Here is a 25747-nt window from a genome sequence, read left to right as displayed (position 1 = left end):
TGCGGCGATAGCGGTAGCAGCATCTGCTCGACGATGATCAGGCGTGGGCGTACGGAGCGGCTACGTCGAGGATCCAGGTAATGCCGAAGCGGTCGGTCAACATCCCGAATGCCGGCGCCCACTGCGCCGGGCCGTACGCCTCGATCACAGTGGCGCCATCCGCCAGTCTCTCCCACAGCGCGCCGACCTCCTCGACGGTCTCGCCGCGGACGGACAGGAAGAACGGCTCGCCCGTCAGCGTCATGCCGTTCTCACGCCGGGTCGAGGGCTGCGGCGCGCCGCCGGCGACAGTCTGGCCGGGCACGTCGTACGCCATGACGCGGAAGCCGTCGGCGGCCGCGACCTGGCCCCAGACGACCTTGCCGGCGTCGGGCAGTTCCTTCGGCATCCCGAAATCGCCGTACGTGATGATCGCGATGTCGCCGCCGAACACCGAGTGGTAGAACTCCAACGCCTCCCGAGCGTTGCCCCGGAAGTTGAGGTGGGCGGTCGTGGTGATGCTCATGAGACTCCTGGTGAGTATCCCGATCGGAGCGTCCGACCGGCGTCGTCCCCAAGATTCGACGACTGTGGTGACAGGTTGTGTCACCTACTGCGGTTAGGGTTCGCACCCATGCCGAAGACCTCCGCGCGACTGCTGGCGCTGTTGTCGCTGCTGCAGACGCGCCGCGACTGGCCGGGCGCGCTGCTGGCCGAGCGGCTCGACATCAGCCTGCGGACGGTGCGCCGCGACGTCGACCGGCTACGCGAGCTCGGCTACCCCATCGCCGCCGTCAAGGGCCCCGATGGCGGCTACCGGCTCAGCGCAGGCAGCGAACTCCCGCCGCTGCTCTTCGACGACGAGCAGGCCGTCGCCCTCACCGTCGCGTTGCAGATCGCCGCCACCACGCTGGGCGACCGCACCGGGGAAGCGGCAGCCCGGGCGTTGACCACCGTCCGGCAGGTCATGCCGTCCCGGCTCCGGCACCGCGTCAAGGCTCTCCAGATCACCGCCGTCGACCGGCCTGTCACCCGACCAGCCGCCCCGATCGACACCGGCGTGCTCCTGGCGATCAGCTCCGCCGTGCACGCGCGCGAGATCCTCCGCTTCGACTACGGCCCCGAAACCGCCGAGCAGCCGCCGCGCCGCGTCGAGCCACACCACGTCGTCACCTGGGACGGGCGGTGGTACCTCGTCGCGTGGGACCTCGACCGGTCGGACTGGCGCACCTTTCGCGTCGACGGGATCAGCCTGCGCACCCCCAACGGGCCCCGCTTCACGCCCAGGCAGCTACCCGGCGGTGATGTGGGCACCTTCGTCACCGGCAGGTTCCGCGGCGCAGCCGACGGCGTCACCGGTTGGCCCTGCCAGGGCACCGCGATCCTCGACCTGCCCGCCGCCACGGTGGCCCGCTACACCCGAGAGGGGATCGTCGAGGAGGTCGGCCCGGGCCGCTGCCGGCTCACGCTCGGCTCCTGGTCCTGGCCCAGCCTCGCCGCCGCCCTCGCCCGCTTCGACACCGAGATCGAGGTCGTCGGCCCCGCCGAGCTCACCGATGCCTTCGACCACCTGGCCCGCCGCTTCGCCAGGACGGCCGCCGGCCCGCCCCCGGTGGGGCCTGTCGATCAGGTTCGCGCTCGTAGCCGCTGACCGCTTCGTCGTTGGTCTCACCCACAGAATCTTTCGTTGACAGCAAAACAATCATGAAGGATTGTGATATCGACGCAGGTCACTTCGCGACCGTGCTGAGCCACAGTCGGCCGAAGGGGCACCCCCCTCTCACACCGGGGCCCACCGACCAACGTCTCCGGTGGTCGTTCGCCGACGATCGCCGGGCGATCCCCACGCGGTCGGTTCTGGGCGCGTGGCCCTCGCCAGGGAAGGTAGACATGACACCGGCTAGACAACGCAGGCGCTCCCTGCTCCGCTCAGGCATCGTGGCCGCAGCGATCGTGCTGGCCCTCACCGCGGCCGCCGCGCCCGCGGTGACAACCCCGGCCGAGGGGCAGATCCTCGCCGCGGGCGGCCCGAGCGCCGTGACCGGCTCCTACATCGTCGTGTTGCGGGATGCCGCCGTCGGGACCAAGTCCGTGGACACGACCGCCCGTACCCTCGCCGAACGGCAGGGCGGCAACGTCGGCCAGGTCTACCGGCACGCCCTGCGGGGCTTCGAGGCCCGGCTCACCGAACGCGGTGCCCGCCGGCTCGCCGCCAACCCGGCGGTGGCCTCGGTGACGCAGAACCACACGGTCTCCGTGTCGGACGTGCAGAGCCCCACCCCGTCCTGGGGTCTGGACCGCATCGACCAGCGCGCGTTGCCGCTGGACAACTCGTTCACCTACCCCCGGGTCACACCGGCGGTGCGGGCGTACGTCATCGACTCCGGCATCAACGTGGCGCACACCGACTTCGGCGGGCGGGCCGTGTCCGGCTGGGACTTCATGGAGGGGGACGCCGACGCCAACGACTGCCACGGCCACGGCACCCACGTGGCCGGCACGCTCGGCGGCACCACCTACGGGGTGGCCAAGGACGTGCAACTGGTGGGCGTACGCGTGTTCAACTGCAACGGCCGGGGCACCACCGCGCAGGTGATCGCCGGGGTCGACTGGGTGACCGGCGACCACGATCCCGGAGAGCTGGCGGTGGCGAACATGAGCCTCGGCGGCCCGGCGTACCAACCCATGGTCGACGCCGTGCAGCGCTCGATCGCCGACGGCGTCACCTACGTGGTGTCGGCGGGCAACGAGGACGGCGCCGACGCGTGCACGACCACCCCGGCCTCCGTCCCCGAGGCGATCACGGTGGCCGCCACCGGTCCCAACGATGCACGCGCAGCCTTCTCCAACATCGGTACGTGTGTGGATCTGTTCGCGCCGGGCGTCGACATCACCTCGGCCTACATCGACGGCAACACCTCCACCCGGACCGCCTCCGGAACGTCGATGGCCGCCCCGCACGTCGCCGGGGCCGCCGCGCTCGTCCTGGCCAACAACCCCACCTACACCCCGGCGCAGGTGACCCAGGCACTCCTGGACAACGCCACCCCCGGCGTGGTGACCGACCCGGGCATCGGCTCACCGAACCGACTGCTCCACGTCAACTCCACCGTGCCGGCCAACGACTTCACCCTGACCGCCACCCCGGCCAGCGGCACCGTCACGCCCGGTGGCACCGTCTCGACCACGATCACCGGCACCGTCACCCGGGGTGTCGCCCAGCCGGTCTCCCTCGCGGTCAGCGGCCTGCCCGAGGGGGTGACGGCTACCTTCCAGCCGGCCAGCATCTCCTCGAACGCAAGCACCACACTCACGATCAGCACCGCGGCGACGATGCTGGCCGGCAGCTACACCATCTCGGTGATCGGCACCGGAACCGACGCGATCCGGCCGGTGGCGTACCAGCTGCGCATCGACAACCCGCCCGGCTGCGTCGCCTCGGACGGCACCGACCGGGTGATCAGCGAGGGCCAGAACCTGTACGCCCCCATCACCATCACCGACTGCGCCGGTCGCGCCGCCCGCAACAGCACGATCGAGCTGCACATCGGCCATGCCAACATCAGCGAACTCGACGTACGGCTGATCTCGCCCGCCGGCACCTGGTACTACCTGCTGGATCACACCGGCGCAGGCGCCAAGCGCGTCGACTACACGCTCACCTACGACCTGTCGTCGGAGACAGCGAACGGCACCTGGCAGCTCTACGTCAGTGACAACATGTACCAGGGCACCGGGTTCCTCGACTCGTGGACGCTCAACCTGGCGGGCGTCGACCTCCCGCCGCCGGCCTGCGGCGGTATCGCCACCGCCGACGTACGGATCCCGGAGAACGGCACGATCGAATCGCCGATCAACGTGGCCGACTGCGGCCGGGCACCGTCCACCACCAGCTACGTCGAAACCAACATCGCTCACCAGTACAACCGAGACCTGCGACTGTCCCTCGTCGCACCGGACGGACAGGCCTTCCTGCTCAAGGAGAGCCTCGTCGGGTCGTATCGGGCAAACTCCCGCGAAGCCTTCATCCTCGATCTGTCGAGCAAGCCGACGCCCGGCACCTGGAAGCTACGGGTCGAGAATGTGGCCTCGTACGCAGGGATGCTTGACGGTTGGAAGCTGACGCTCGACGGCGGTCCGCCGGCCACCACCCCACCGCCCACCACACCTCCCCCGACCACGCCGCCGCCCACCACCCCACCGCCCACCACCCCACCGCCGACCACCCCGCCGCCGACCACCCCACCGCCCACCACCCCACCGCCGGGTGCGTCCTGCACCGCGGTCTACACAGTCCAGGACCAGTGGAACGGCGGATTCGTCGCCACCGTGACCGTCACCGCGGGAACCACCGCCCTCAACGGCTGGCGAGTCACCCTCACCCTGCCGAGCGGTGCGTCGGTGGTCAACGTCTGGAACGGCGTCCGCAGCGGTACGAGCGGCACCGTCACCGTCACGAACGAGCAGTACAACGGAGGACTGACCGCGGGCCAGACCACCAGTTTCGGATTCCAGGGCGCCGGTAACGGCAACGGAACCACCGCCACCTGCACCGGAAGCTGAAATACCACAACTGCCGAGCCATCCTCGTCCCGCGCACCGACGGGTTCACCCGGACGCAGGACGAGGATGGCTGGTCACCGGCGCCGTACGAGCCGCCAGCCCAGCAACCCGTACCAGATCATGACGGGTAGCTGGAGGGCGTAGCCGAGTTGTTCCAGGGTTGGTGACATGCCGTTGGTCCCGGTGGTCCACGGAACGGCGACGGCGGCGAGGCCGGCCAGCGCGGCGAGCCCTCCGGCGCGGCGGAGCCGGTCCGGTAGATCGACGCCGATCGCGGTGACCGCTGCGGCGGCCGCCCAGAGCAGCCCGGCGAGGTTGACCGTCCACTTCGCGGTGAGCAACACCGCGCCGGCCACATCGGCGACGGTGTCCGCCGGCGTCGCGGCGAGCTGGGTCACCGCGAGGTTGCCGGCGTCGTGGAGCAGGCCCGCCAGCCCCGCGGCAGCCAGCAACCCACCCGCGAGTACGGCAAGGTGCGGCCTGACCATCACGTCGGGCTTGCCGGCCAGCACCAGTCCCGCCGCGGTCAACGCCAGCCAGCCGAGTACGTCGAACGCGAGTTCGGTCAGATGCAGCCCGACGTGATCGTGTACGGCAGTCAGTGTGGTGGCCGGATCGGCCGGATTCAGGGTCAGCCCCGATGGCACCACAATCGCCGCTGCGGTCAGGATCGCCACCAACGAGATCAGCAGGAGCATGCCGGCAAGCCGGGCACCCGGGTCATTGTCAGCCAGTGTCATGGTGGGCGACGCTAGAACTCTGCCCCAGGGAGAAGGTCAAGCATGTGGCGAATCGGGGAACTCGCCCGGATGACCGGCGCAACCGAACGAGCCCTGCGCCATTACGACAAGATCGGGCTCCTGGTGCCGACGGCCATCGACCGCACGTCCGGCTACCGCTGGTACGGCGTCGCGGCACTGTCCCGACTGGAACGAATCCGCGGACTTCAACGCCTCGGCCTGTCCCTGCGCGACATAGCCGACCTGATCGACGCACCCGAGGTACAGGTGCGGCAAGCAGTACGCGAAACAGTGGCAGACATCCGCCGACGCATCACGGCCCTGGACCAGACAGCGGACCGCGCCGAGGACTACCTCGACACACCCGCGCCGCTCCTACCCCAACAGGCCACCGTCGGCACCCGCCATCTGCGCGTCCGTCACCTCGAAGTCACCCACCCCGGCGAGCTCGCGGCCGTCTGCGCCGCGTACCCCACCAGCACGCTGTTGACCTGGCTACGGGCACTCCCCCACGGCGGCTTCAGCGCCGCTGTCGACACCGGAGGCACCGGTGAGCGGCTCACGCTGCCGGCCCGCACGGTGGCACGCGCCGTCATCCCGCCCGCCACCGGCATCATCGACGCCGGGCAGCACCTCTTCGCCTGGCTACACCGTCATCACCTGGCCATCGCAGGCCCCACCGTCGAAGACCACCTCAGCGACGCCGACGGCGACCACGTCACAGTGCTGGAGGTGCCCATTGACACCACCCGACCAGCCGCCACCCCCACTGGACGCCCGAAGGACCCGCTCAGCACACCCGACAAAGCTCGGGAACCAACCCTGCAGGAGCGGATGGAACACTCATGAGCCGGTGACGGCAGCGGCTATGACGGAGAAGAGTGCCGCGGCAAGCAGAACCAGTAGCAGGCGCTGCCCGCACGGGGGAACGGGCAGCGCCTGAGCGGCAATGATAACCCAGGGCGTCAGCTCGGGCTCGGGACGGCAGCCGGTACCGCCAGCAATGGGAAACCTCCACCCGACCGCTGGTCGAAGCCCCGGGGGAACTCACCCGTTCCGGCAACGTCAGGGCCTCGCCCTCTCTCCGGAGGCGGGCTCACTGGCAAACCGGGCGACGGTTTCACGTACCAATGGCTCAGACAACGAGATCGATATCAACGCCAGCCTACGGGCGTCGGCCTCGACGTCGACATGTGCAACCTTCGCCGGCTGCGGCTCAAGGTCAGGTTCAACCTCACGCCGCACGACACGACCTTGTTCAAGGCGCCGTACGGCAACCAGAATCGCCGCCGCCTCACCAGCCGCTGCCGCCCGGGCCTGGTCCCAGCCGAGTTCAGCCGCCCGACCTGAAGCGACGGTCCTCACCTGGGCGTCCTGCGGCCCCAGGGCCTGGATGCCATCACCGATCTCCACACATCGCCGGTACAGCCGCTGCTCCACGCCGAACACCCACCATGGATCACGCTTGGGCCGCCGCGGCGTCACCAGCACGATGTCCGGAACCGCCTGGTACAGCAGATACCACAGCGCATGCAGGTCCCGGTACATTGCGCTTCGACGAGGCCAGGCTCGAACGCCGTCCACCGCCTTCCACAACGTCGCCAGAACGAAGCTCGAACAGATCAACACCACCGAGAACGTGACAAGCGTCTGAGTCACCACCGGCTCTGGCCACGGAGGTGCGAGGTCGGCCAACTTCAGTCCGAGGAACAGCGCCTTGTGCGCAACGAAGGCCGCGCCGAACGCCGCACCAGCGCTGAGCAGCCCCATAATGATCTTCAACCGGGTACCGGCATAGCGCGCGTATCCGAGCGACATCCGCAGGATGTCCACAACGGTCACCCCGAGGTAGATCAGGAACGCGAGCATGTAGATCGAGACCTGCGGCATGTCCCCGTAGCGTTCGGCGAAGTGCAGCGGCTCCGACTCAGGGAAGTCTGCGGCGTGGAACATCGCGATCATGACAGCCAGCACGGCGCCCAGGAACACCAGCCGCCGTGGCATCAACCTGCGCGCCTTCTCCGGGTCACCCAGATGGAGGAACAGGAACTGGATCGCGGTGGCCGCTATCAGCGCTGACCCGTGCTCGATCGGCTTCGCCAGGTTCGCCACACCCGAGACCCTGTCGATCAGGCTGTGGACGGGAGCCCAGCCGGCCGTCACCGCGATCCCGCATCCCAGACAGATACCCGCCTTCGCCAGGATCGTCCGGTTACCTGGATCTCGATGCAACGCCCAGAGCTTCACGATCAGAGCAACCGCGGCGACCACGGCCGCCACTACATGTCCGGCTGCTACCACCACGAGCCTTCTCCCCGTCTACTCCGCCAGGACGGCAGCAATGCGGTACATCACCGCTGCCGTTGCATCCGCGAGGTCCTCGAAGGCGCCTACCTGATCCCCGCCGTCGAGCCGGGCACCCAGGTAGGTTGCCAACAGCTCCGCGTCGTGTTCCTGCTGCTCGCCGAAGGCCGACGTCGAACGCGCGAGCACGACTTCCGTCGGCGTGTCATCCAAGCCGGCGACCTGGCCCGTCCCCCACGAGAGTGCTGCATGACCGGCGTGCCGCAGTGCGATGTGCATCAGCTCGTGCAGGATCGTCTGAAGCCGGAGAATCGGCGGCGAGTCGCGGCCGTAGAGGACGTAGTCGGTTTCGCCCGTGGCCACCCACAGTCCACACGGTCCCGTCTGCTCAACGCTCATGGCGACGAACTGAATGCGACGATGCCGTACCGCCTCCAGGGCCGCCACCAGTGCCTGTACCGTCAGCGGCATCGGCAGGTCGAACTCAAGCTGGCGCAGGAGGCGATGTGTCCGACGTTGTTGGTGCCACATCGCCTACTGCCACTCCCCCCGCGTAGAGAGCCCCGCACCGGAACACCGTCTTGCCGTTTGTTCAGGATGTCCTGGTAGGGCGCTCGACTGTTCAGCCGAGCGCACAACCACAACAGTGGCAGACGCAAGCTGGCAGCTTAGCTAGACGGAGCCGGTTCCGGGGAGTTCCGTCGAGCGATGGGTCGTGGAGGTTCCACCGCTGGGAGCAGAATGCAGATGTGACCGTAGCCATCAGCAGTCAGGCTCGACGACCGGCCCACCGTGTGGCTCGCATCGCGACCGAAGTGTTCGCGCCTGCCCTCCTGGCCGCCGTCATGCCTATTGTGGTCGGAACCGCCAGCGCTCCGTCGATCCGCGAAGGCCTGCCATGGGCACTGACCGGAGCACTTTTCTGCGCCGTCATCCCGAACAGCTTGATCTGGTGGGGCGTACGTCGTGGTCGGCTGACGGACCATCACATTCGGGTCCGCGAGCAGCGGCGAACCCCGCTGGTCTACGGATTGTTGTCGGTCATCGCCGGCATCGCCATGATGGTCAGCTTCGACGCTCCCCGACGACTCCTCGCCATGGTTGTCGTGATGCTCGCCATCGGCGTGGCAGTCACCGTCGTCAACCTTTTCTGGAAGCTCAGCATTCACGCGGCGGTAGCCGCGGGCTCCGCCGCAGTACTTGTGATCGAGTTCGGTCCGACGCTCCTCGTGTCGGTGCCCGTAGTGGCGCTCGTCGGCTGGTCACGGGTCCGGTTGGGCGAGCACACCACCGGTCAGGTCCTCGCCGGCACCATCGTCGGTCTGCTCGTCGCAGTGCCGACGTTCGGTCTGCTGCGCTAGGCCGGCGGCCTATTCTGGCTGGTTTCGCCGACCCGGTGCCTTGCTCTGCGCCTCCAGTGCGGCGACCTGTTCGACTATCGCGCGCAGGCTCGCCCGAGACGGCCCGGCAGGCATCCGTCGGGCGAGCACCGTGATGGTCTCAAGGTCAGGATCGGCTTCCACCTCGACGTTCGCGCTGACAACGTCCGGTGCGACCGACTCGAAGAAATAGTTCGGCTGTACTCGGAAGAAGTTCGCCAACTGCTGAATAGCCGACCGCGTGGGATTGTCTCTCTCCCCATTGAGGAGGTAGTTGACATAACTGGTCGACAGCCCTGTCCCCTTCGCCACCTCGTCCGGTGTGTACGGCTTGCCTGTGCCGGGCTTGCGACGGGTGTCGAACAGGTGCCGTAGCCGGGCGGCGAACGACCCGTTGGCACAGTCGGCCATGGCCCCCTCCTGGTCAAACCCCGCACACCACCATTGTGGTCAAGTGCGTGCGCTTTATCCACAATAGTTGCGATAGGCGCTGCTCACGTGTTTGACTTGGCCGCACCCGACCACTGTTGTGGCAGTGACACCGTAGCGGACAACCAAAGTGAAGCAACAGGTGAACCCGACATCAGGTGTGTCGACGTCACATACCGCACAGTCGGGGCGGTGAACGCCGATCGCGGAGGGGACGAAACGGGGGATGCGCAAGCCCGCCCAGAGTCCGCACCACAGCACTCTGGCACCGGCGCGAGGGGTTGAGAGCCGGTACGGCCGCAGCGCATCAGGGGGGATCGTGACCCGACGCGAATCGGCAACCGTGGCCCCGGGCTTGACGGCCCGGGGCCACCACAACCGGTCGGCTTTCGGGAATCCGCCTGCGAAACCGGATCGCACGGCGGCGCGGCGCATGCCGAGCGCCATCTGGCACCATGACCACTGTGGTGGCAGCGGTCACCGGCTCACCCAGCCTCCGCCACGCGTCGACGGTCAGACCGGCGTGCGTGACCAGGAGTTCTTCTCCGTCGACGGTGCGCACTGCGGCGGCCACCCGCAGGCGATCCCGCAGCCACCAGCTCTTCAGCAGTGCGGCGTCCTCGTCGGGCAGCCGCTGCGGCCAGAACATCTCCGCGCCCAGGTACTGCGATTCGTGGTTGCCGACGAGCTGGATCCACCGCCGCGGATCCTCCAGGCGTTGCCGAACGAAGGTCAGCACGCCGGGACTGTCCGGTCCACGGTCGATCAGGTCGCCGACCTGGATCATCACGGCATCCCGGGTCGGCTGCGCGGACGCCACCGCCTGAGACAGCTGGTCGGCACATCCGCCGACATCACCAATGATCATGACCTTCGCCATGCCCCCGCCCTCCGTACGCCCGATACCCCGGCTGTCAGCGGTGCCGCCGGTTCCTGATTGACTCACCCCATGGAGCTGGTTGTCGATGCCGGCGACGTGTCCCTGCCGGCCACGCTGGACGTGCCGGTGGACGGGCCGACGCGCGGCGCGATCGTCGTCCTGCACGGCTCCGGCGAGCCGCGACGCTCGTACTTCCTCTACGAACACCTGGCGCGGGTGTTCCCGGCGACCGGCGTGGCGGTGCTGCGCTTCGACCGTCGTCCGCGTGAACGGGGCGACGTGCCGTACGCCGTCCAGGCCGACGACGCCCTGGCGGCCGTCGCCCAGGTGCGTCGTCACGTCGGCGACGTCCCCGTGGGGTTGTGGGCGTGGAGCCAGGGCGCCTGGCCCGCGTCCGCGGTCGCGGCCCGTCGGCCCGAGCTGATCTCGTTCCTCGTGCTGGTCGCCGGTAGCGGGGTGAGCCCGGCTGCCCAGATGCGGTACGGGACCGCGCAGCAGTTGCTCCTGAATGGCTACGCAAGCGCTGAACTCGCCGACCTGACCCGCCTGCGGGAAACCCTGGAGAACGTCGTACGCGGGCACATCGACCGTACGACCGCGCAGGCGGTCATCGACGGGTACGCCGACCGGCCGTGGTTTCCCCTCGCCCACATCCCACGCGATCTGGACGACCATCCCGGCACCTGGGCGGACATGGACCACGACCCGGAGCCGGTCATCGCGCAGGTGCGCTGCCCGACACTGCTGTTCTACGGCGAGGCCGACGAGTGGACTCCCGCCGACGACAGCATCGCCGTGTGGCGGCGCGCCGCCGCCACCGGCGACCTGACCGTGCACCGGCTCGCCGGCTGCACCCACCTGCCGACCGTCGGCGGGGCCGAAGCGCTCGGATCGATCAGCTCCGACTACCGCAGCACGATGCTCACCTGGGTCCAGCAACGAATGCGCCGTTGACCCGTCAGCGTCAGCACAGGCCTAGATCAGACGACGTCGTACCCGCCACACCACCATGCCGATCAGGATCGCCGCGACGGCGATGAACAGGGCCGCCTCGATGAGCTGGAACGTCCAGAACCGGTCGGCCGGGTGGTGGACCCCGAACTGCTGGACGCCTCGGGCGTGCAGGAACTGGTTGAGGTTGGTGCCGGCCTGGTTGGCGGCCTCCTCCAGCTCGTAGTACTCGGTCGCGCTCAGCCTGCGCCCGGTGGCGTCCGCGTAGCCACGTTCGATCGTCCAGTCGGCGACGCTGTGCCCCGCCTGGTCCTTCGCGCCGCCGACGGGAACCGGGGCCATTGTGGTGAGCGGCGTGGCGTACACGGGACGGGCCAGCAGCGCCACCGACATCCGGGCGGCGACGAACGCCCCGAACGCGACGCCGAACGCGGGCAGGCTGCGTCGCAGGATCGCCCCTGCGGCGGTGGCGACGCCGAACGCGAACAGCGCGTACGCCATCGGAACGAGTCCCTCCAGGTCGAAGGCGTCGTACTGGAACCGCCCTTCCCACGCGTCGAACGGCTGACGGAACCAGGTGAGCACCACGGTGAACATCCCGGTGAGCGCGACGGTGACGCCGGCCAGTGCCACGAGCTTGGCCGCCAGCCAGCGCATCCGCGGCACGGCCTGCGTCCAGGCGAGCTGCCAGGTGCCGTCCTCCAGTTCGCGCGCGAGCAGCGGCGCACCGAGGAACGCACCGATGACGACGGGGACCAGGTAGAAGGCCGCCAGGAGGTTCTCCAGGTACCCGTACTCCTCGTCGAGCCGGCGGAACGCGGCCGTGCAGGCCTCGTCGACACCCGCCTCGCCCGCACAGCGGGCGGGACCACCGGGGAACAGGTCGTGGGCCTGTGTCCCGAGCACGAGCAGGGCGACGCCGAACAGGCCGACGAGCAGACCCAGGACGCAGACCTCGGTGCGGTGCTGACGCCAGATCAACCACCTCATACCGCCACCTCCGACCAGACCGTGCCGCTCGGCTCGGACGACCGGCGCAGATACGCCAGCACCAGCTCCTCCAGCGCGACCGGCTGGGCCTGCCAGCCGGGCGCGGCCGGGAGCCCACCGTCGCGTACCAGCAGGGTCGTGTGCCGGTCGCTGTGGACGGCCTGCACGACGGCGCCGGCCCGGTCGAGGTCGGTGGCCGTACGCGGGCCGACAAGCAGCCGGTGCTCGGCGAGGAGGGTGTCGATGTCACCGGTGAGCGTGACCCGACCCTGGTTGAGCACGACCAGGTGGTCGCAGACACGCTCCAGCTCGTGCACGACGTGCGAGGAGAACAGGACGGTCACCCCGCCTTCGGCCACCGCACCCATGAGGACCTGGAGAAACTCGTGCCGAGCCAGCGGATCGAGGCTGGCCACCGGCTCATCGAGGACGAGCAGGTCCGGCCGCTTCGCCAGCGCCAGAGCCAGCGCGACCTGGGCCTGCTGCCCGCCGGAGAGCGTGCCGGCCCGGCGGTCGAGCGGGATGCCCAGCTTCGCCAGCCGGCGCTCGGCCAGCCCCTGGTCGAACCGCAGGTTGCAGGCCCGGCCGAAGTGGAGCATCTCGGCGACGGTGAAGCGCTTGTACAGCGGGTGGTCCTGGGCCAGGAACCCGACGCGGGACAAGGTTTGCGGGGTGCTGGCGGTGACGTCGTGGCCGAGGACCTCCACCGTGCCGGTGCTCGGGGCCAGCAACCCGACGACCAGGCGCAGCAGCGTGGTCTTGCCCGCGCCGTTCGGCCCGACCAGGGCGATCACGCCGCCCGCCGGCAGGGCCAGGGTGCAGTCACGCAGCGCCCAACCCTTCCGGTACCGCTTGCCCACACCGTCGGTGCGCAGCGCGAACTCGGTCCCTGTCACGCCACGTCCTCGTTCCTCGTCTGCTGGTGGACGGAAGTGAAGAGCGCGTTGACCGCCTGTTCGTCGAGGCCGGCCGCGTAGGCGCGGCGCAGCCAGGTCGCCAGGCCGCGGCGCAGCGAGGTGTACGTCGATGCCGACATCGCGGCCGACTGCTGTGCGTTGACGAACGTGCCCTGGCCGGGCCGACCGGTGACCAGGTTCTCCTGCTCCATCTGGCGGTACGCCTTGGCGACGGTGTTCGGATTGATCGCCAGGTCCTCGACCACCTCGCGAATGAGCGGGAGGCGGTCACCGGGTTGGAGAAAACCCAGCAGCACCGCCTGGCGGACCTGCTGGACGAGTTGCAGGTACGGCGGCACCCCGGAGCGGGTGTCGAGCCGGAAGACGAACACGATGACTCCTCACTGCTTTACTAGGACCATAGTAAAGCAGTGAATCACTGGTCAAGAGAGCCGACGTGCCCGCTCGTCTGCGCTCAGGGGACTAGCTGTCCTCCTTGTCGAACGGTTCGTCGCTCCACCGCCACCAGGCCTCATCGCCCTCGATGTGCAGCAGGAACTCGGGCACCTCCCGGCCCTGCGGGTACCGCAGCGTCACGGCATTGCGGACCGCGTCGTACGCGCGCTCCCAGGACTCACCGTTCTGGTCGATGTGGTCGAGCAACCGCAGTTCCTCGGCGAAGAGCGGCCGGACCTCCGGGAAGCCTTCCGTCGGACGGACATGAGCGTTGAGCCACGGGAAGTCACCACCGGTCACCACGAGATCAGCAAGCAGGCCGCCATCGTCCCGCCGGTGCAGCGTCCACACGTCGCATTGATCATCACGCACGCGGCGAGACTAGCGACTGCAGCGAACAGCCTGTCGACTCGTACCCGGCTCCGGCTCTGCCGAGCGGCCGGCGCTCCTGCTCGGCGTGCGGGCCGATGCCATCGCTTCGGCCCGGGTATCCCAGCCGATGGTCCTGCCGGGATCGCCGTGCGGTGTCGGTGGACGATGGCAGGGTAGGCGTCATGGCGATCGACGTACGCCCCGCGACGGTGTTCGAAGATACCGGCTGGCGGGTGGGGCGCGGGCTGAGCGAAGCTCAGGTGTGATCGTTGTTCAGCGGGTTCGCGTGCGGTGGACGGCTGATGCACGCGGCGCGACAGCCGCGAACGCACGCCGTGGCCTCGACCGGGCCGTGGCCTTGCCCCGGTCGCTGCCGGACGGCGATGTGGTCGTCCACGAGGTCCTGGCTGACCAGGCGGTCGACTACGAACGCCAGGAAAAGGTGCTGCACGGCGGCGTGAAGCAGGCCCGCGACATCGGCCTCTGGCTGGGCCGCACCGGACAGACCCTCACCGTCGACCGGCTGCCCGGTGCGGCAGCCTATCCGCGACCGTACGCCTCCACTCGCCTGTTCACGCTGACCACAGGTCAGGTCGGCCGTTACCGGGCGAACTTCCGGTTCACCGGCTGCGCCTGCAGCCCGAGCTGGTACTACGAGGATTGGCTGGTGCACGTCAGCTACGGCCAGGTGACTCCTGGACACTTCGTACACCGACAGCCGGACCGCGATGTCGACCACCGCGTGCACCTCTACGGCGGAACGGCTCGCCGCAATCCGTGACAGGGGCACCCGTGTCCGGGCGGGTGATGTGCGTCAGGTGGCGGTGACACGCTCTTGCGAGATCGCGCTCGATCAGGGATTGAGTGGCATCGGAGCCGCGAGGGGACCACTCGATCCACGATCGAGCGTGACCTTGCCGCAGGCGCTGAGGTGTCAGGGCCGGGTCGGGGGTTCGTTCCGGTACGCCTCGTGCAGGAGGTGCGCGAAGGTGGTGCCGTCGGCGAGTTGCCGGTCGCCCAGGTGGGAGACGGCAATGGCGGGGGTCCACGAGTTCATGAGGACGCATGCCAGGTTCTCGGTCAGGTCGGCCCGGCGGATGTCGCGGGTCTGCTGAGCGACGCCGAGGTGGGCAAGCTGACGGGTGAGGATCTGCATGGTGACTCCGGGCAGAAGGTCGGCCTGCGGCCAGATCACCGTCTCGCCGTCCCAGAAGGCCAGATTCCAGATGGTCGCTTCGCTGAGCCGGCCCGTACCGCCCTCGAAGACGGCGTCGTCGACGCCGCGGGCTCGGGCCTGCCGGAGGTACCAGGTCTTGGCGACCTCGCCGACGTGCTTGATGCCCGCCAGGTGCCGCTGGTGGCTCACGACGTCCAGGGCCATCGGCCCGGTCGGCGGCTGGGCCGGGTCGGTGAGCTTGATCAGCACGTCCAGGGCCGGGTCGGTGTCGTCGACCATGAACTCCCCCGGCCGGGAGGTGACGAAGCAGGCCACCGACGCGTCCGGCCCGCCCTCGTCGACGGCCAGGCGCAGGTACTCGCGGACCCGGCTGGTGGACAGGTGCTGGCCGAACAGCACCTCGCTGGCCCGACGCAGCCGCTCCAGGTGCAGATCCAGGCCCCGGACGGCCCGGTCGCGGACCTGCATCGCGGTGAAGTGGGCGTAGCCGGCGAACGCCAACGGCGCGAGGTCGGCGGCGGTGGCGGGCTTACCGTTGAGATGAGTGAGCGAGACAGCCATGCCAGGACGGTAGGAGCTGACATCAGTGTCACAGGCAAACGGCCAGCGAAGGCAGTTGCTGCGCATCGGTGAGTTGGCCCTGCGCACCGGGGTCAGCCCGCGGATGCTGCGCTACTACGACAACCAGGGCCTGCTGCCCGCCGAGCGGTCCACGACCGGGCAGCGGCTCTTCGACGTCTCGGCGGTGGAGCAGGTCCGCTCCATCCGCCTCCTGCTCGACGCCGGCCTGCCGACTCGTGTGATCGCCGAACTGTTGGGGTGCATCCACGAACCCGGCCGACTCGAACCCTGCGCGGTGCCCACCCTCGTCGAACACCTGCAGGCGTACGACGAACGCATCGCCGCTCTACTGAGCACCCGCACCGCCCTGCAAGGGCTCATCGACTCGTCGAGCCCGACGCAGGGACAGCTCGGGGCGGGCGCGCCGCGATAATGGCGGTGCGGCGCAACGCCTGCTGCCGGAGACTCGCTCACATGGTCACGTCAGTACACAGCGTCGCCGACCTGACCGCGGCGATGCGCTCGGGTGCCCGGGTGAAGTTCCTGTTCTTCTGGGGCCACCAGCCGCAGCGCGACGGCAGCGCCGGGGCGGGCTGCCTCAGTCAGTGGTGGCCGGCGCCGTTCACCATCGACGGGCTGCGTTTCGCCACCGCCGAGCACTACATGATGTGGCGCAAGGCCACCCTCTTCGACGATGACGCCACCGCCGCCCGGGTCCTGGCGGCGGCGCACCCGCACGCGGCGAAGACGCTGGGCCGGCAGGTCACCGGCTTCGACCAACACGTGTGGGAGCAGCACCGCTACGACATCGTGCTGACCGGCACCGTCGCGAAGTTCGACAAGCATCCTGCGCTGCGCACGTACCTGACCGGCACCGGTAAGCGGGTCCTCGTGGAGGCCAGCCCGCTCGACCGGATCTGGGGCATCGGCCTGGCCGCCGACCATCCGCACGCCACCGACCCGGCACGCTGGCGCGGGCTGAACCTGCTCGGCTTCGCACTCATGCAGGCCCGCGACATCCTGACCGGACAGGAAGCCGCCCGCTGATCGAGACCGTGACGTGGGGACCGGGCTGTCGTGATCAGGAGGTGGTGGGAGGGCCGCCGCCGACCCGGCGGGCCGAGCGAGGCGCGGCCCGGGTGGGGAGGCCCACCCGTACGACGTGCAACAGCCGCTCGGGTGCCACGTCCAGCAGCGCGGCGAGGGCGGTACGGGTGGCGGCGACGTCGATCAGTTGGCTGAGCGGGTGGGCTGCCAGCCCGGCTGTGTGCAGCGTCAACCAGCACCGCATCAGCACCCGTCCGAACTCGACCTGCCCGGCCGGGTCGAGGCTGTCGGGGGCGACCAGGGCCAGCACGGTGCCGCCTCGGGCGAGCGGGTTGTCGGCGGCGGCGAGCAGCCGGGGCAGGCCAAGTGGGCGCAGCACCGGGTACGCGGCCAGCGCCGCGCGTAGGCCCACCGCGGCGGGCCGGGACAGGGCGAGGCAGCGGTCGGTGAGCCCGTCGGTGTGGTACTTCGGGTGCGCCGGGTCGAGCCGTAGCCAGCGGCGCAGTTCGGCGGTGATCGCCGGGTCCGCGTACAGGTGCCGGTCGGCGGTGCGCAGGAGGGCACCGAGCCGGCCGGCGTGCGGCACGACCCGTACGCTGCCGCCGGCTCGTCGGGCGATCCGGTCCACCGCCGCGAGCACGTCCGGTCCCGGACCGGCGGCGAAGTGACCCCGGTCGGTACGGCGTTCCCACACGTCGATGGCGCGGAAGGGGGTCGAGTAGCGGTGTGTGGTGGGCCGCAGCCGACCCACCCACCGGTCGTCGTGGTCGGCGACGTACTTTAGGGGCAGGTCGGCGTCGGCCGCGACGATCAGACAGGTCTCGACGAACGCGCCGAGGGACAGCCGCAGGTCGCGGCCGTTGGGGTCGGCCGCCGGCAGCGTGTGGGCGGCGTCCCATCCGACGCGGATCGCTGCGGACTCGTACCGCAGCCGCCACGGTTGGGTGTTGTGAGCGCTCGGGGCCCGCCAGCACAGCGGTGCGAGCGCACGGAACGCGGCGAAGTCCACCTACCGCTCCTTCGCGTAGAAGGTGTACCCGTGCAGCGGGCGACCGCCGAGGCGTCGGTACTGGGCGGCCGAGGCCGGGTTGTCCCGCTCGACATAGGTGCTGCGCAGGGTGGTGTAGCCGGCGGCGTACAGGTTGTGGTGCAGGTGGGCGGAGAGCAGCCGCTGGTAACCGTGTCCCTGGTACTGCGGCACGACACCCTTGATGATCAGCACCGCCTCCCGCCGGTAGCGGCGGCGGGAGACCAGCAACCGCAGCTGGTTGACCGGGTGCAGGTTGCCGCGCACCCCGGCCAGGAACTCGCTGATGTCCGGTACGCAGAGCACGAACGCCACCGCCGCGCCGTCGCGGGTCAGGTAGAGCAGCAGCGACTCGTCCAGCAGGTACGCCAGCCCGTCGGTCTGCCGCCGCAGCTGCTCGGCAGAGATCGGGGTGTAGTAGCCGAGCTGGGCGAAGGAGTCGTTGAGCATCCCGCGCAGCAGGTCGAGCTGCTCGTCGAGGCGGCGCAGCTCACCTCGGTGCACTTCGAGGCGTACGCCATCGGATTTTATGTATGTCGACGGCTTCGGCTGCGGCGGGGCGGGCACGGGGCAGATCCAGGTGTCGGCTTCGAAGCGGCGGTGGAACCCGTACGCCTCGTAGGCGATCGGGTAGTGCGGCGGGTTCCAGGCGCTGTCGACGAAACCCCGGTCGGCGTACCCGGAGGTGATCACCCCACCGGCCTGGTTGGGTAGCAGCGCCACCGGGCCGAAGAGCAGCTCCCGGTCGGCGGCGGCGTGGGCGGTGATCGCGTCGAACAGCGGCCCGGCGGCCGGCTCGGTGAACTCGGTGAGCCCGAAGAGCTGGCAGCGGCGGCCGAGTTTGGCGTCGAAGGCCGCGTCGGTGTGCAGAGTGGTACGTCCGATCACCGTGCCGGTGGCGTCGCGCAGCAGGTACATCGGCACGCCGTCGCGCCACCACCGCCGAATCTGCTGCCGTGGGGTGGGCACGTGACGCGGTTCGCCGGCGTACAGCCGGTCGGTGAGGGTGCAGAAGTCCCGCAGGTCCCGGCGGCCGGTGACCCGTTCGAACCGGGTTCTCACCGCACGACCTCCGGCCCGGTGCGCTCCGCGCCGATGGGGGTGAAGGTGGCGATGTGTCCCATCTCCGGGCCTTCGGCGCGCCACGTGCCGTTGGAGTATCCGTCGGGGGCGGCGGTGTAGAGCCGGATGAAGCCGGCGGTCGCGTTGCGGGTGCCGTCGGTCAACCAGACCATCAACCGGCGGTGCTCGCGGGTCCGGGCGAAGCGCAGCATCGCGTCGCGGTCGGTGAAGAAGGCGATCGTGCCGAGGGTCAGCGGGAACTGCCAGTAGACGGTGTGCCAGCAGTAGCCGGACATCCGTCGCATGTCGCGGACCATCCGGAACCAGGCCGGTGCCAGCCGCAGCAGGACCAGCGGGTTGGTGTAGCGGGTCGCGCCGATGAACATGGCCCCGGCGCGGGCCTGCGCGGGAGCGCGGGAGAAGTCACGGGTACGCATGGTCACCTCACCAGATAGACGTTCTTGATCTTCTGATCGCCGACGAACGGGCCGCTGCCGGGATCGTGCAGTTCCACCCGCAGGTCACCGGCGGTCGGGTCCTCCAACAGCGACTGGGCGAAGTCCCGGGAGACCGAGGTGAGGTGCCGGCGTACCCCGCTGCGGCAGGCGGCGGCGAGGGCCTCGCGTTGCGACGCGGGCAGCGGACGGCGCAGTTCAATGTGGATCACCGGCCGGGTCTCCAGCGCCGCGTCCTCGACCAGCGCCAGGCAGAAGCGGCTGATCTCGGCGGCGTACGCGTTGCCGGTGTAGAGGCCGTACTCGACGTCCTGGGGGTAGAGGTTGGCCCCCAGGTAGGAGACCGTGGAGTCGCGCCGGCCGAACAGCAGCAACACCGGCAGGGTCATCCGTTCCGCGGAGACGGCGGTGCGGAACTCGGCCCGGCGTACCGGGTCGGCGTGCGCCAGCTCGACGATCCGCCGGTACGGCACGAGCAGCGCCTCGTCGCCGATGTTGTAGCGCAGCCGGGGCTGGAGCACGTCACCGGTGACCGTGCAGATCAACTCCCGGTGCTCATTGGTCTCCAGGTAGGTGGCGAACGGGTTGTACTGGAACACCATCGGCAGCCGCTGCTCGTCGGTGCCGAGCAACTCGGCCCGCAGCGCCCGGTCGTTCTGCAGCCGCCGCCGCAGCCACACCGTGAACCGGGTCTCCGCGCCGATGCCGATGGTCAGGTCCGACGCCCCGTACGCCGAGCGGACCAGCGCGAACCGCTGCTCCAGGTAGTCGCGCAGCGCCTCGGTCATCCCCTCACCGCCGCAACTGGCGTAGATGCGGTACCGCGACCAGGGGAACTCCTCGGCGTCGAGCCGGTCGCGCAGATGCTTGAGAAACGGCGGGTACGCGGTCACCAGGTAGTCGAAGTCGGGACCGAACTCGCGCAGCGTGTCGACGATCTTCCCTAGGTCCGGCCCGGTGTTCTTCACCACGGCGATCCGGGCCATCGCGGCACCTGTCGTCGTCCCGGTCGCCCAGGCCCCCATCGAGTACGCGTTGATCACGAACGGTCGACGCATCGGAAAGACCAGCCCGGTGTAGCCGACGATGTCCCGGTGCACCGCCCGCAGTTCCCGGTCCCCTCGCGGCCAGTTGAACGGCCGCCCCGACGAGCCGGCCGACTCGTCGACCACCACCCCTCGGGTGGGAAACCGCCCGTGCCAGCAGCGGGCGGCGGCGTCGTGGGCCACCACGTAGCCGAGCTTGTCGGTCTCCGGGAAATCCGTCAGCCGACGACGCACACCGCCCGGACGGGCGCGCAGGAAGGCCCGGTAGGCGGGCACCTGCCGGGCGGCCCGTACGCAGACGGCCCGCGCGTGCGCCGCGGCCAGCGCGTCCAGGGCCGGGTGGTGTCGCCGCGCCATCCACCGCCATCCGGCGGGGTGGCGGCCGACGAGCCGGCTCAACGCGGCGACCGCGCGCCCGAGGGGGGCCAGCACGGCCTGCCGGCCACGCGCGGCCAGGGCCGGCAGCGGTGAAGAAGTGGTACGCAGAGCGAGGTGTCGGTGCGGCAGATCGGCCATGCCATGATCCTCGCGATGCCGACGGGCCAGCACCTGAGACCGCGAACGGTGTCCGGGCTGAGCATCCCTACTCAGTCGACGGTGCCGCTTCCAGGGGCCGGCAGTGCCGACCGGATCGACCGCTACGGCATGGCGGGCACGGGGGTGAGCGCGGTGCGGCGGAGACGGGTGGCGTCCTGGCTGGGTGGGGCGCCGAAGTGGCGGCGGTACTCGCGGCTGAACTGTGACGGGCTGTCGTACCCCACCGCGTGCCCGACACCTGTGACGTCGTCGGGGTGGGTGGCCAGCAGCAGCCGGGCCTGCTGGAGACGGATCTGCTTCTGGAACTGGATGGGGCTCATCGCGGTGACGGCCTGGAAGTTGCGGTAGAACGCGGACAGGCTCATGCCCGACAGTTGGGCGACCTCCTCCACCCGGAACGCTTCCCGGTAGTTGTCGCGGATCCAGCGCACCGCGCGGCTGACGTGCGCGATGTTGCTGTCGGCCAGGCCGACCTGGCGGACCGTCTCGCCCTGCTCCCCCGTGACGAGACGCCACAGGATCTCCCGCTTGATCATGGGGGCGAGCACCGGGATGTCGCGGGGCGTCTCCAGCAACCGCAGCATCCGTACCGCGGCGTCGACCAGCTCGACCGGGGCGTCGCTGACGGCGAGCGCGGACGGTGCGCCGTGGGTCCGGGGCAGGCTTCCCGGTGGCGTGTCGAGCAGCAGTTCGGCGATCGCCGCCGGCTCCAGGACGAGGCCGAACCCGAGGGCCGGGCGCTCGCGGCTGGCCTCGGTGTAGTGGCCGGTGACCGGCAGGTCGACCGAGGCGATCAGGTACTGGCCGGCGCGGTACTCGTACACCCGGTCGCCGAGGGCGAGGGTCTTCGCGCCCTGGGCGATGAGCGCCAGCACCGTGCCGGACATCGACGCCGAGGGCAGGTGCGCCTGATCGGCCCGGCCGATCAGCACCCCGTCGATGGCGGTGCTGCCGTCGGGGCGGGCGTGACGGGCCAGCAACCCCCTCAATTCGTCAAGCGACACCGGACAATTCAAGCACGGACGCTGCCTCCACCGTATGAGAGGATCAGGCAAGAGGTCGGGAACATCCTTCTAACAGATCACCTGTTCAGGCTGATCAGATGGACTCATCTGAATCGCCGGGAGCTGACAGAAGCTCCATGAATGAACAGGTGGACAGCATGCGGGTCGCAATCGTCATCGGTGCCAGTTCCGGCATCGGCCAGAGCACGGCAATCCAACTCGCCAAGCGCGACACGGGCGTCATCCTGACCTACAGCGGCAACCCGGCCGGCGCGCAGGACACGGTGACGGCCGTGGAGAAGGAGGGCGGCACCGCCGTCGCGCTCCGGCTCGACATCGGCCGCAGCGACACCTTCCCGGCCTTCCGCGACGACGTCGTCACCGCGCTGCGCAACACCTGGCAGCGGGACACCTTCGACCACCTGGTCAACAACGCCGGCTTCGGTGGAATGGCGATGTTCGAGGACACCACCGAGGAACTGTTCGACCGGTTCATGCGGGTGCTGCTCAAGGGCCCCTACTTCCTCACCCAGGCGCTGCTGCCACTGCTCGCCGACGGTGGCGCCATCGTCAACGTCAGCAGCAACTCGGCGTTGCCCACCGGCCTCGTCGACGCCGGCTACTCCGCGTACGCCACCATGAAGGGTGGCCTGAACGTGCTGACCCGCTACATGGCCAAGGAGTTCGCCGCTCGTGGCATCCGGGTCAACGCCGTCTCACCGGGGCCGACCCGGACCCGGCTCTCCGACGCCTCGGGCGTCGTGGGCTTCGAGGCGTACCCGGAGGTGATCCCGATGCTCGCCGCCCAGACCGCGCTCGGCCGCCTCGGGGAACCCGACGACATCGGCAAGGTCATCGCCGCCCTGCTCGACGACACGGGTGCCTGGATCACCGCGCAGAACATCGAGGTCTCCGGCGGCTACGACCTCTGAGCGCCCACGGTGTCCGCCCGCCGCCCGGCAACGGGCGTGCGGGCGGACGCGGCGCGGCCAGCATGAACGTCGGACCTTCGGCACCTCGAACTGGCGTCGACGCCTCGACCTGCCGCAGAAATGAGCCGCCGGCTGGCTAATCGAGCGGCACGACGCGGAAATCGGTGACGAAGCTGGCCATGTCCCCTTCGGCGGTGCGGCCGATGTAGGTCGCGTACACGCCGTCGCCCCAACCCGAACCGACCACGTACACGTTGGCCCCGGTCCGCTCCTCCACCACCACCGCGAGTTGCGCCACCACTGGGCCGGAGTGGCACTCGCCCACCGGATCGATGCCGCCGACCGGCCCCCCGGCACCACCTATGACCTCGACGGGCGGTACGTCACCGACATCGAAGGGTTCTACTGCGCGATCGGCGAGGCGGTCAACGGGCCCGGCGGGTACTTCGGCTGGAACCTCGACGCGCTCCACGACTGTCTGCGCGGAGGCTTCGGCGCACGGACACCGTTCCGCCTGGTGTGGCACGACTCGGCAGTCGCCCGCGCGCACCTCGTCGCCGGCTGTGACGGACGTCGGCTGGCACCGGCGACCATTCTGGACGATCTGCTGGACATCCTCGCGGCGCACCAGGTCGAGGTCGACCTCCGCTGACCACGCCACCCGATCGGGGCCACCCGGGCAAGCGTGTGTCGGAACTGCGCTGGGTGGCATCCTCCCGACACCACACGCCACTACTCTGCGGGAGTGGACTGCTACACGCTGCGATCTGACGTCGTCCCGGATCTCGGCGTGGCACGCGCGAGCTGATGAGTGCAGTCCACAACGTCCGCCGACGTCACCGTCGGGGCACCTCCGCCAACGCCAGTCCGCGCCGCCACCGCCGCCGATCCTGCTCGTTTCCGGGAGGTACTTCCATGTCCACGACAGAGCACGGCACCCGTACGTCGTCACGGCAGGATTCCGTACTGCCGGAGTTGCGGGAGCTGTGGTGGGAGACCGGGGTACGGGCGCGGGCCGAGGCCAGCCTGTTCGCGGTCTTCTCCGAGTTGCCCCGCCTGGTCTGGGCCGCCATCGTCGTCAGCTGGCGGGCCGACCGGCTGCGTACCTCGGTCGTGGCGGTAACCACCGTCGGCGCCGGGGTGATGTCGGCGTTCGGGCTGCTCGCGGCACAGCGGGTGCTCGTGGAACTGTTCGCCGGCGGGCCGACCGCCGACAAGGTGATCGCGGCGCTACCCGCCCTGATCGCGCTGGCGGCGGTGACCGCGCTGCGAGCGAGCATGACAGCCGCAATGGGGTACGCGCAGAACGGCCTCACCCCGAAGGTCGACCGGGAGGTCGAGCGACGGCTGTTCGAGATGACCACCGCGGTACGGCTGGAGGCGTTCGACGCCGACGCGTTCGCCGACGACATGGAACGGGCCACCCGCGGCTCGACCTCCACCACCGACCTGGTGCAGGCGTCGATGAATCTGCTCGCCGGCCTGGCCGGGGTGCTCGCCGTCGCGATCGCCGTCGTGGTGATCCACCCGCTGCTGCTGCTCGCCCTGCTGGTGGCCACCGTGCCGAACGGGTGGGCGTCGCTGCGGGCCGGACATCTGCGCTACCGGACCTACGCCGCCGGGTCGGTGCGGCGACGACGGATGTGGCTGCTGCACCGCCTGATGGCCGAACGTGACTCCGCCCCCGAACTACGCTCCTACGGCCTGCGTGGTTTCCTGCTCGACCAGTACGACCGGGTCATGGGCGTCGAGACCGACATCCAACTCGCTCTGGCCCGCCGGGTGACCACGACCACCACCGTCGGGGCGATGATCGGCGGCATCGCGACCGCGGTGGTGTACGTCCTGCTCGGTCTGCTGCTCATCGACGGGCAGATCCCCCTCGCGGCCGCCGCGACCTGCGTCATCGCCGTCCAGTCCGCGCAGCGGTCGCTGGCCGTGGTCACCTTCCAGACCGACCGGATCTACACCGAGGGGCAGCACTTTCGCGACTACACGGGCTTCATGACCCGCGCCGCCGACTATCTGCCCCCGCCCGCCGCCCCCGCGGCGGACGCACCTGACCAGCTGCGGGAGATCGTGGTGGACGACGTCCGGCTGCGCTATCCCGACCGCGAGACCGCCGCCGTCGACGGGGTGAGCCTGCGCATCCAGGCCGGGCAGACGGTGGCCTTCGTCGGCGAGAACGGCTCCGGCAAGTCGACCCTCGCCACGATGATCGCCCTCCTGCGCACCCCGACGGGCGGCACCATCCGCTTCAACGGCCGCCCGGCGGCCGACTGGGACAACGACACGCTGCGCGCCCGGATCGCCGTCGTCACGCAGGAGTACCACAACTGGCCGTTCACGGCCGCCACGAACATCGCCATCGGCGACATCACCACCGTCCCCGAACAGGCCCGCATCGAGACCGCCGCCGCCCGCGCCGTCGCCCACGACATGATCACCGATCTGCCGTACGGCTACGAAACGCTGCTCGACCGTACCTTCGCCGGTGGTCAGGACCTCTCCGGCGGGCAGTGGCAACGCATCACCGCCGCCCGCGGCTTCCTGCGCGACGCCGACCTGCTCATCATGGACGAGCCCTCCTCCGCCCTCGATCCGCGCGCCGAGGACGCCCTGTTCCAGGCCATCCGCGACCGGCAGGGACGTGGCATCACCATCCTGATCACCCACCGGCTCGCCAACGTCCGGCACGCCGACCGCATCTACGTCCTGCACCACGGCCGGCTCGTCGAAACCGGCACCCACGACCAACTCATGGCCGCAGGCGGCCGGTACGCCGACCTGTTCACCCTCCAGGCCGCCGGCTACCGCACCACCCCGGCCACGTCACCGCTGCCCCGCCAGCCCACTGCCTCCGGCTGACGCACGGCATCCGGCCGGCTGCACCTCCGCGCTGCACGACGGCCGCCGCCCTGTTCGGGGAATCTTGTCGGTGGTCGATGTGAGAATGCCGG

28 protein-coding genes are annotated in these 25747 nt (G+C 69.8%); 11 read left to right on the top strand and 17 right to left on the bottom strand.

Features of this window, described 5'->3' with window-relative positions:
- Positions 1–37: 37 nt before the first annotated feature.
- Positions 38–505 (bottom strand): VOC family protein, encoded by a 468-nt coding sequence (locus EG812_RS05510; RefSeq protein WP_013734134.1) that lies wholly within the window; start codon positions 503–505, stop codon positions 38–40.
- A gap of 108 nt (positions 506–613) precedes the next feature.
- On the opposite strand from EG812_RS05510, the gene EG812_RS05505 reads away from it, so the two are divergent.
- The gene (locus EG812_RS05505) at positions 614–1630 is read left to right on the top strand and encodes a helix-turn-helix transcriptional regulator (protein ID WP_126710918.1); all 1017 of its coding nucleotides are present in this window, start codon (positions 614–616) and stop codon (positions 1628–1630) included.
- A 287-nt stretch (positions 1631–1917) separates the two neighbouring features.
- The gene (locus tag EG812_RS05500; RefSeq protein WP_233579384.1) at positions 1918–4542 is read left to right on the top strand and encodes a S8 family serine peptidase; all 2625 of its coding nucleotides are present in this window, start codon (positions 1918–1920) and stop codon (positions 4540–4542) included.
- A gap of 74 nt (positions 4543–4616) precedes the next feature.
- Here the strand turns inward: EG812_RS05500 and EG812_RS05495 are convergent, their stop codons facing one another.
- Positions 4617–5282 carry a hypothetical protein gene (locus EG812_RS05495; RefSeq protein ID WP_013734137.1) on the bottom strand — a complete coding sequence of 222 codons (666 nt, stop codon included), beginning with the start codon at positions 5280–5282 and terminating at the stop codon, positions 4617–4619.
- A 42-nt stretch (positions 5283–5324) separates the two neighbouring features.
- On the opposite strand from EG812_RS05495, the gene EG812_RS05490 reads away from it, so the two are divergent.
- Positions 5325–6131 (top strand): MerR family transcriptional regulator, encoded by an 807-nt coding sequence (locus EG812_RS05490; RefSeq protein ID WP_126710916.1) that lies wholly within the window; start codon positions 5325–5327, stop codon positions 6129–6131.
- Positions 6132–6347: 216 nt separating this feature from the next.
- Here the strand turns inward: EG812_RS05490 and EG812_RS05485 are convergent, their stop codons facing one another.
- Both EG812_RS05485 and EG812_RS05480 read right to left on the bottom strand, forming a co-directional pair.
- Positions 6348–7586: an MAB_1171c family putative transporter gene (locus tag EG812_RS05485; RefSeq protein ID WP_126710915.1), complete on the bottom strand. Its 1239-nt coding sequence runs from the start codon at positions 7584–7586 to the stop codon at positions 6348–6350.
- A 15-nt stretch (positions 7587–7601) separates the two neighbouring features.
- Positions 7602–8117 carry a hypothetical protein gene (locus EG812_RS05480; protein WP_013734140.1) on the bottom strand — a complete coding sequence of 172 codons (516 nt, stop codon included), beginning with the start codon at positions 8115–8117 and terminating at the stop codon, positions 7602–7604.
- Positions 8118–8380: 263 nt separating this feature from the next.
- Here EG812_RS05480 and EG812_RS05475 point away from each other — a divergent pair, with 263 nt between their 5' ends.
- Complete coding sequence (locus EG812_RS05475; RefSeq protein WP_126711121.1) at positions 8381–8947, top strand: phosphatase PAP2 family protein; 567 nt, start codon at positions 8381–8383, stop codon at positions 8945–8947.
- A gap of 9 nt (positions 8948–8956) precedes the next feature.
- On the opposite strand, the gene EG812_RS05470 is transcribed toward EG812_RS05475, so the two are convergent.
- Both EG812_RS05470 and EG812_RS05465 read right to left on the bottom strand, forming a co-directional pair.
- Positions 8957–9376, bottom strand: coding sequence for a helix-turn-helix domain-containing protein (locus EG812_RS05470; RefSeq protein WP_126710914.1), 420 nt, complete (start codon positions 9374–9376; stop codon positions 8957–8959).
- Between the two features lie 325 nt (positions 9377–9701).
- Positions 9702–10274 carry a metallophosphoesterase gene (locus EG812_RS05465; RefSeq protein ID WP_126710913.1) on the bottom strand — a complete coding sequence of 191 codons (573 nt, stop codon included), beginning with the start codon at positions 10272–10274 and terminating at the stop codon, positions 9702–9704.
- A gap of 69 nt (positions 10275–10343) precedes the next feature.
- Here EG812_RS05465 and EG812_RS05460 point away from each other — a divergent pair, with 69 nt between their 5' ends.
- Complete coding sequence (locus EG812_RS05460) at positions 10344–11228, top strand: alpha/beta hydrolase family protein (protein ID WP_126710912.1); 885 nt, start codon at positions 10344–10346, stop codon at positions 11226–11228.
- Positions 11229–11249: 21 nt separating this feature from the next.
- Here EG812_RS05460 and EG812_RS05455 read toward each other — a convergent pair whose 3' ends face one another.
- The 4 genes from EG812_RS05455 to EG812_RS05440 form a co-directional block, all read right to left on the bottom strand.
- On the bottom strand, positions 11250–12215 hold the full coding sequence (locus EG812_RS05455) for an ABC-2 membrane transporter-related protein (RefSeq protein WP_126710911.1): 966 nt from the start codon (positions 12213–12215) through the stop codon (positions 11250–11252).
- Entirely contained in the window at positions 12212–13111 is a 900-nt protein-coding gene (locus EG812_RS05450; protein WP_126710910.1) for an ABC transporter ATP-binding protein, read from the bottom strand. Before EG812_RS05450 ends, EG812_RS05455 begins: the two co-directional genes overlap by 4 nt.
- The gene (locus EG812_RS05445) at positions 13108–13503 is read right to left on the bottom strand and encodes a GntR family transcriptional regulator (RefSeq protein ID WP_013734147.1); all 396 of its coding nucleotides are present in this window, start codon (positions 13501–13503) and stop codon (positions 13108–13110) included. The genes EG812_RS05450 and EG812_RS05445 overlap by 4 nt, the downstream gene beginning before the upstream one ends.
- Before the next feature lie 91 nt (positions 13504–13594).
- Positions 13595–13939: a hypothetical protein gene (locus tag EG812_RS05440; RefSeq protein ID WP_233579383.1), complete on the bottom strand. Its 345-nt coding sequence runs from the start codon at positions 13937–13939 to the stop codon at positions 13595–13597.
- Between the two features lie 352 nt (positions 13940–14291).
- Here EG812_RS05440 and EG812_RS05435 point away from each other — a divergent pair, with 352 nt between their 5' ends.
- Positions 14292–14720, top strand: a complete 429-nt coding sequence (locus EG812_RS05435; RefSeq protein ID WP_126710909.1) for a hypothetical protein — start codon at positions 14292–14294, stop codon at positions 14718–14720.
- Positions 14721–14873: 153 nt separating this feature from the next.
- Here EG812_RS05435 and EG812_RS05430 read toward each other — a convergent pair whose 3' ends face one another.
- Positions 14874–15677, bottom strand: a complete 804-nt coding sequence (locus tag EG812_RS05430; protein WP_126710908.1) for an aminotransferase class IV family protein — start codon at positions 15675–15677, stop codon at positions 14874–14876.
- A gap of 25 nt (positions 15678–15702) precedes the next feature.
- Here EG812_RS05430 and EG812_RS05425 point away from each other — a divergent pair, with 25 nt between their 5' ends.
- On the top strand, positions 15703–16110 hold the full coding sequence (locus tag EG812_RS05425; protein WP_193386259.1) for a MerR family transcriptional regulator: 408 nt from the start codon (positions 15703–15705) through the stop codon (positions 16108–16110).
- Positions 16111–16151: 41 nt separating this feature from the next.
- A complete protein-coding gene (ybiA, locus tag EG812_RS05420; protein WP_126710907.1) occupies positions 16152–16724 on the top strand; it encodes a riboflavin biosynthesis intermediates N-glycosidase in 573 nt (190 codons plus the stop codon).
- 34 nt (positions 16725–16758) lie between these two features.
- Here the strand turns inward: ybiA and EG812_RS05415 are convergent, their stop codons facing one another.
- The 5 genes from EG812_RS05415 to EG812_RS05395 all read right to left on the bottom strand — a co-directional run bounded on the left by EG812_RS05415 (position 16759) and on the right by EG812_RS05395 (position 21855).
- Positions 16759–17733: a nitroreductase family protein gene (locus EG812_RS05415; RefSeq protein ID WP_126710906.1), complete on the bottom strand. Its 975-nt coding sequence runs from the start codon at positions 17731–17733 to the stop codon at positions 16759–16761.
- Positions 17734–18813, bottom strand: a complete 1080-nt coding sequence (locus EG812_RS05410; RefSeq protein ID WP_126710905.1) for a GNAT family N-acetyltransferase — start codon at positions 18811–18813, stop codon at positions 17734–17736.
- Positions 18810–19250: a DUF4188 domain-containing protein gene (locus EG812_RS05405; RefSeq protein WP_126710904.1), complete on the bottom strand. Its 441-nt coding sequence runs from the start codon at positions 19248–19250 to the stop codon at positions 18810–18812. Before EG812_RS05405 ends, EG812_RS05410 begins: the two co-directional genes overlap by 4 nt.
- 2 nt (positions 19251–19252) lie before the next feature.
- Positions 19253–20830, bottom strand: a complete 1578-nt coding sequence (locus EG812_RS05400) for a phenylacetate--CoA ligase family protein (RefSeq protein WP_126710903.1) — start codon at positions 20828–20830, stop codon at positions 19253–19255.
- 122 nt (positions 20831–20952) lie between these two features.
- The gene (locus EG812_RS05395; RefSeq protein ID WP_043721100.1) at positions 20953–21855 is read right to left on the bottom strand and encodes an AraC family transcriptional regulator; all 903 of its coding nucleotides are present in this window, start codon (positions 21853–21855) and stop codon (positions 20953–20955) included.
- Between the two features lie 158 nt (positions 21856–22013).
- Here EG812_RS05395 and EG812_RS05390 point away from each other — a divergent pair, with 158 nt between their 5' ends.
- Positions 22014–22787, top strand: coding sequence for an SDR family NAD(P)-dependent oxidoreductase (locus tag EG812_RS05390; protein ID WP_199743806.1), 774 nt, complete (start codon positions 22014–22016; stop codon positions 22785–22787).
- 136 nt (positions 22788–22923) lie between these two features.
- Here EG812_RS05390 and EG812_RS29505 read toward each other — a convergent pair whose 3' ends face one another.
- Positions 22924–23112, bottom strand: coding sequence for a DUF4241 domain-containing protein (locus tag EG812_RS29505; protein ID WP_233579382.1), 189 nt, complete (start codon positions 23110–23112; stop codon positions 22924–22926).
- Here EG812_RS29505 and EG812_RS29500 point away from each other — a divergent pair.
- Complete coding sequence (locus tag EG812_RS29500) at positions 23098–23439, top strand: barstar family protein (protein WP_233579381.1); 342 nt, start codon at positions 23098–23100, stop codon at positions 23437–23439. The genes EG812_RS29505 and EG812_RS29500 overlap by 15 nt on opposite strands.
- Before the next feature lie 263 nt (positions 23440–23702).
- On the top strand, positions 23703–25655 hold the full coding sequence (locus EG812_RS05380; RefSeq protein WP_126710900.1) for an ABC transporter ATP-binding protein: 1953 nt from the start codon (positions 23703–23705) through the stop codon (positions 25653–25655).
- Positions 25656–25747: the final 92 nt, after the last annotated feature.

The organism is Verrucosispora sp. FIM060022, assembly GCF_003977705.1.
Classification (GTDB): Bacteria; Actinomycetota; Actinomycetes; order Mycobacteriales; family Micromonosporaceae; genus Micromonospora; species Micromonospora gifhornensis.
Note: the sequence above shows the minus strand (reverse complement) of the source record. Positions and strands in the feature narration are given on the sequence as shown.

What these genes read in the sequence shown, in the direction of transcription:
- EG812_RS05405 (WP_126710904.1), bottom strand. Translation starts at nt 19,250, where the DNA reads ATGCGTACCCGTGACTTCTCCCGCGCTCCCGCGCAGGCCCGCGCCGGG.
- EG812_RS05465 (WP_126710913.1), bottom strand. Translation starts at nt 10,274, where the DNA reads ATGGCGAAGGTCATGATCATTGGTGATGTCGGCGGATGTGCCGACCAG.
- EG812_RS05490 (WP_126710916.1), top strand. Translation starts at nt 5,325, where the DNA reads ATGTGGCGAATCGGGGAACTCGCCCGGATGACCGGCGCAACCGAACGA.
- EG812_RS05510 (WP_013734134.1), bottom strand. Translation starts at nt 505, where the DNA reads ATGAGCATCACCACGACCGCCCACCTCAACTTCCGGGGCAACGCTCGG.
- EG812_RS05470 (WP_126710914.1), bottom strand. Translation starts at nt 9,376, where the DNA reads ATGGCCGACTGTGCCAACGGGTCGTTCGCCGCCCGGCTACGGCACCTG.
- EG812_RS05390 (WP_199743806.1), top strand. Translation starts at nt 22,014, where the DNA reads ATGCGGGTCGCAATCGTCATCGGTGCCAGTTCCGGCATCGGCCAGAGC.
- EG812_RS05380 (WP_126710900.1), top strand. Translation starts at nt 23,703, where the DNA reads ATGTCCACGACAGAGCACGGCACCCGTACGTCGTCACGGCAGGATTCC.
- EG812_RS05430 (WP_126710908.1), bottom strand. Translation starts at nt 15,677, where the DNA reads ATGGCTGTCTCGCTCACTCATCTCAACGGTAAGCCCGCCACCGCCGCC.
- EG812_RS05505 (WP_126710918.1), top strand. Translation starts at nt 614, where the DNA reads ATGCCGAAGACCTCCGCGCGACTGCTGGCGCTGTTGTCGCTGCTGCAG.
- EG812_RS05400 (WP_126710903.1), bottom strand. Translation starts at nt 20,830, where the DNA reads ATGGCCGATCTGCCGCACCGACACCTCGCTCTGCGTACCACTTCTTCA.
- EG812_RS05495 (WP_013734137.1), bottom strand. Translation starts at nt 5,282, where the DNA reads ATGACACTGGCTGACAATGACCCGGGTGCCCGGCTTGCCGGCATGCTC.
- EG812_RS05455 (WP_126710911.1), bottom strand. Translation starts at nt 12,215, where the DNA reads ATGAGGTGGTTGATCTGGCGTCAGCACCGCACCGAGGTCTGCGTCCTG.
- EG812_RS05460 (WP_126710912.1), top strand. Translation starts at nt 10,344, where the DNA reads ATGGAGCTGGTTGTCGATGCCGGCGACGTGTCCCTGCCGGCCACGCTG.
- EG812_RS05480 (WP_013734140.1), bottom strand. Translation starts at nt 8,117, where the DNA reads ATGTGGCACCAACAACGTCGGACACATCGCCTCCTGCGCCAGCTTGAG.
- ybiA (WP_126710907.1), top strand. Translation starts at nt 16,152, where the DNA reads ATGGTCACGTCAGTACACAGCGTCGCCGACCTGACCGCGGCGATGCGC.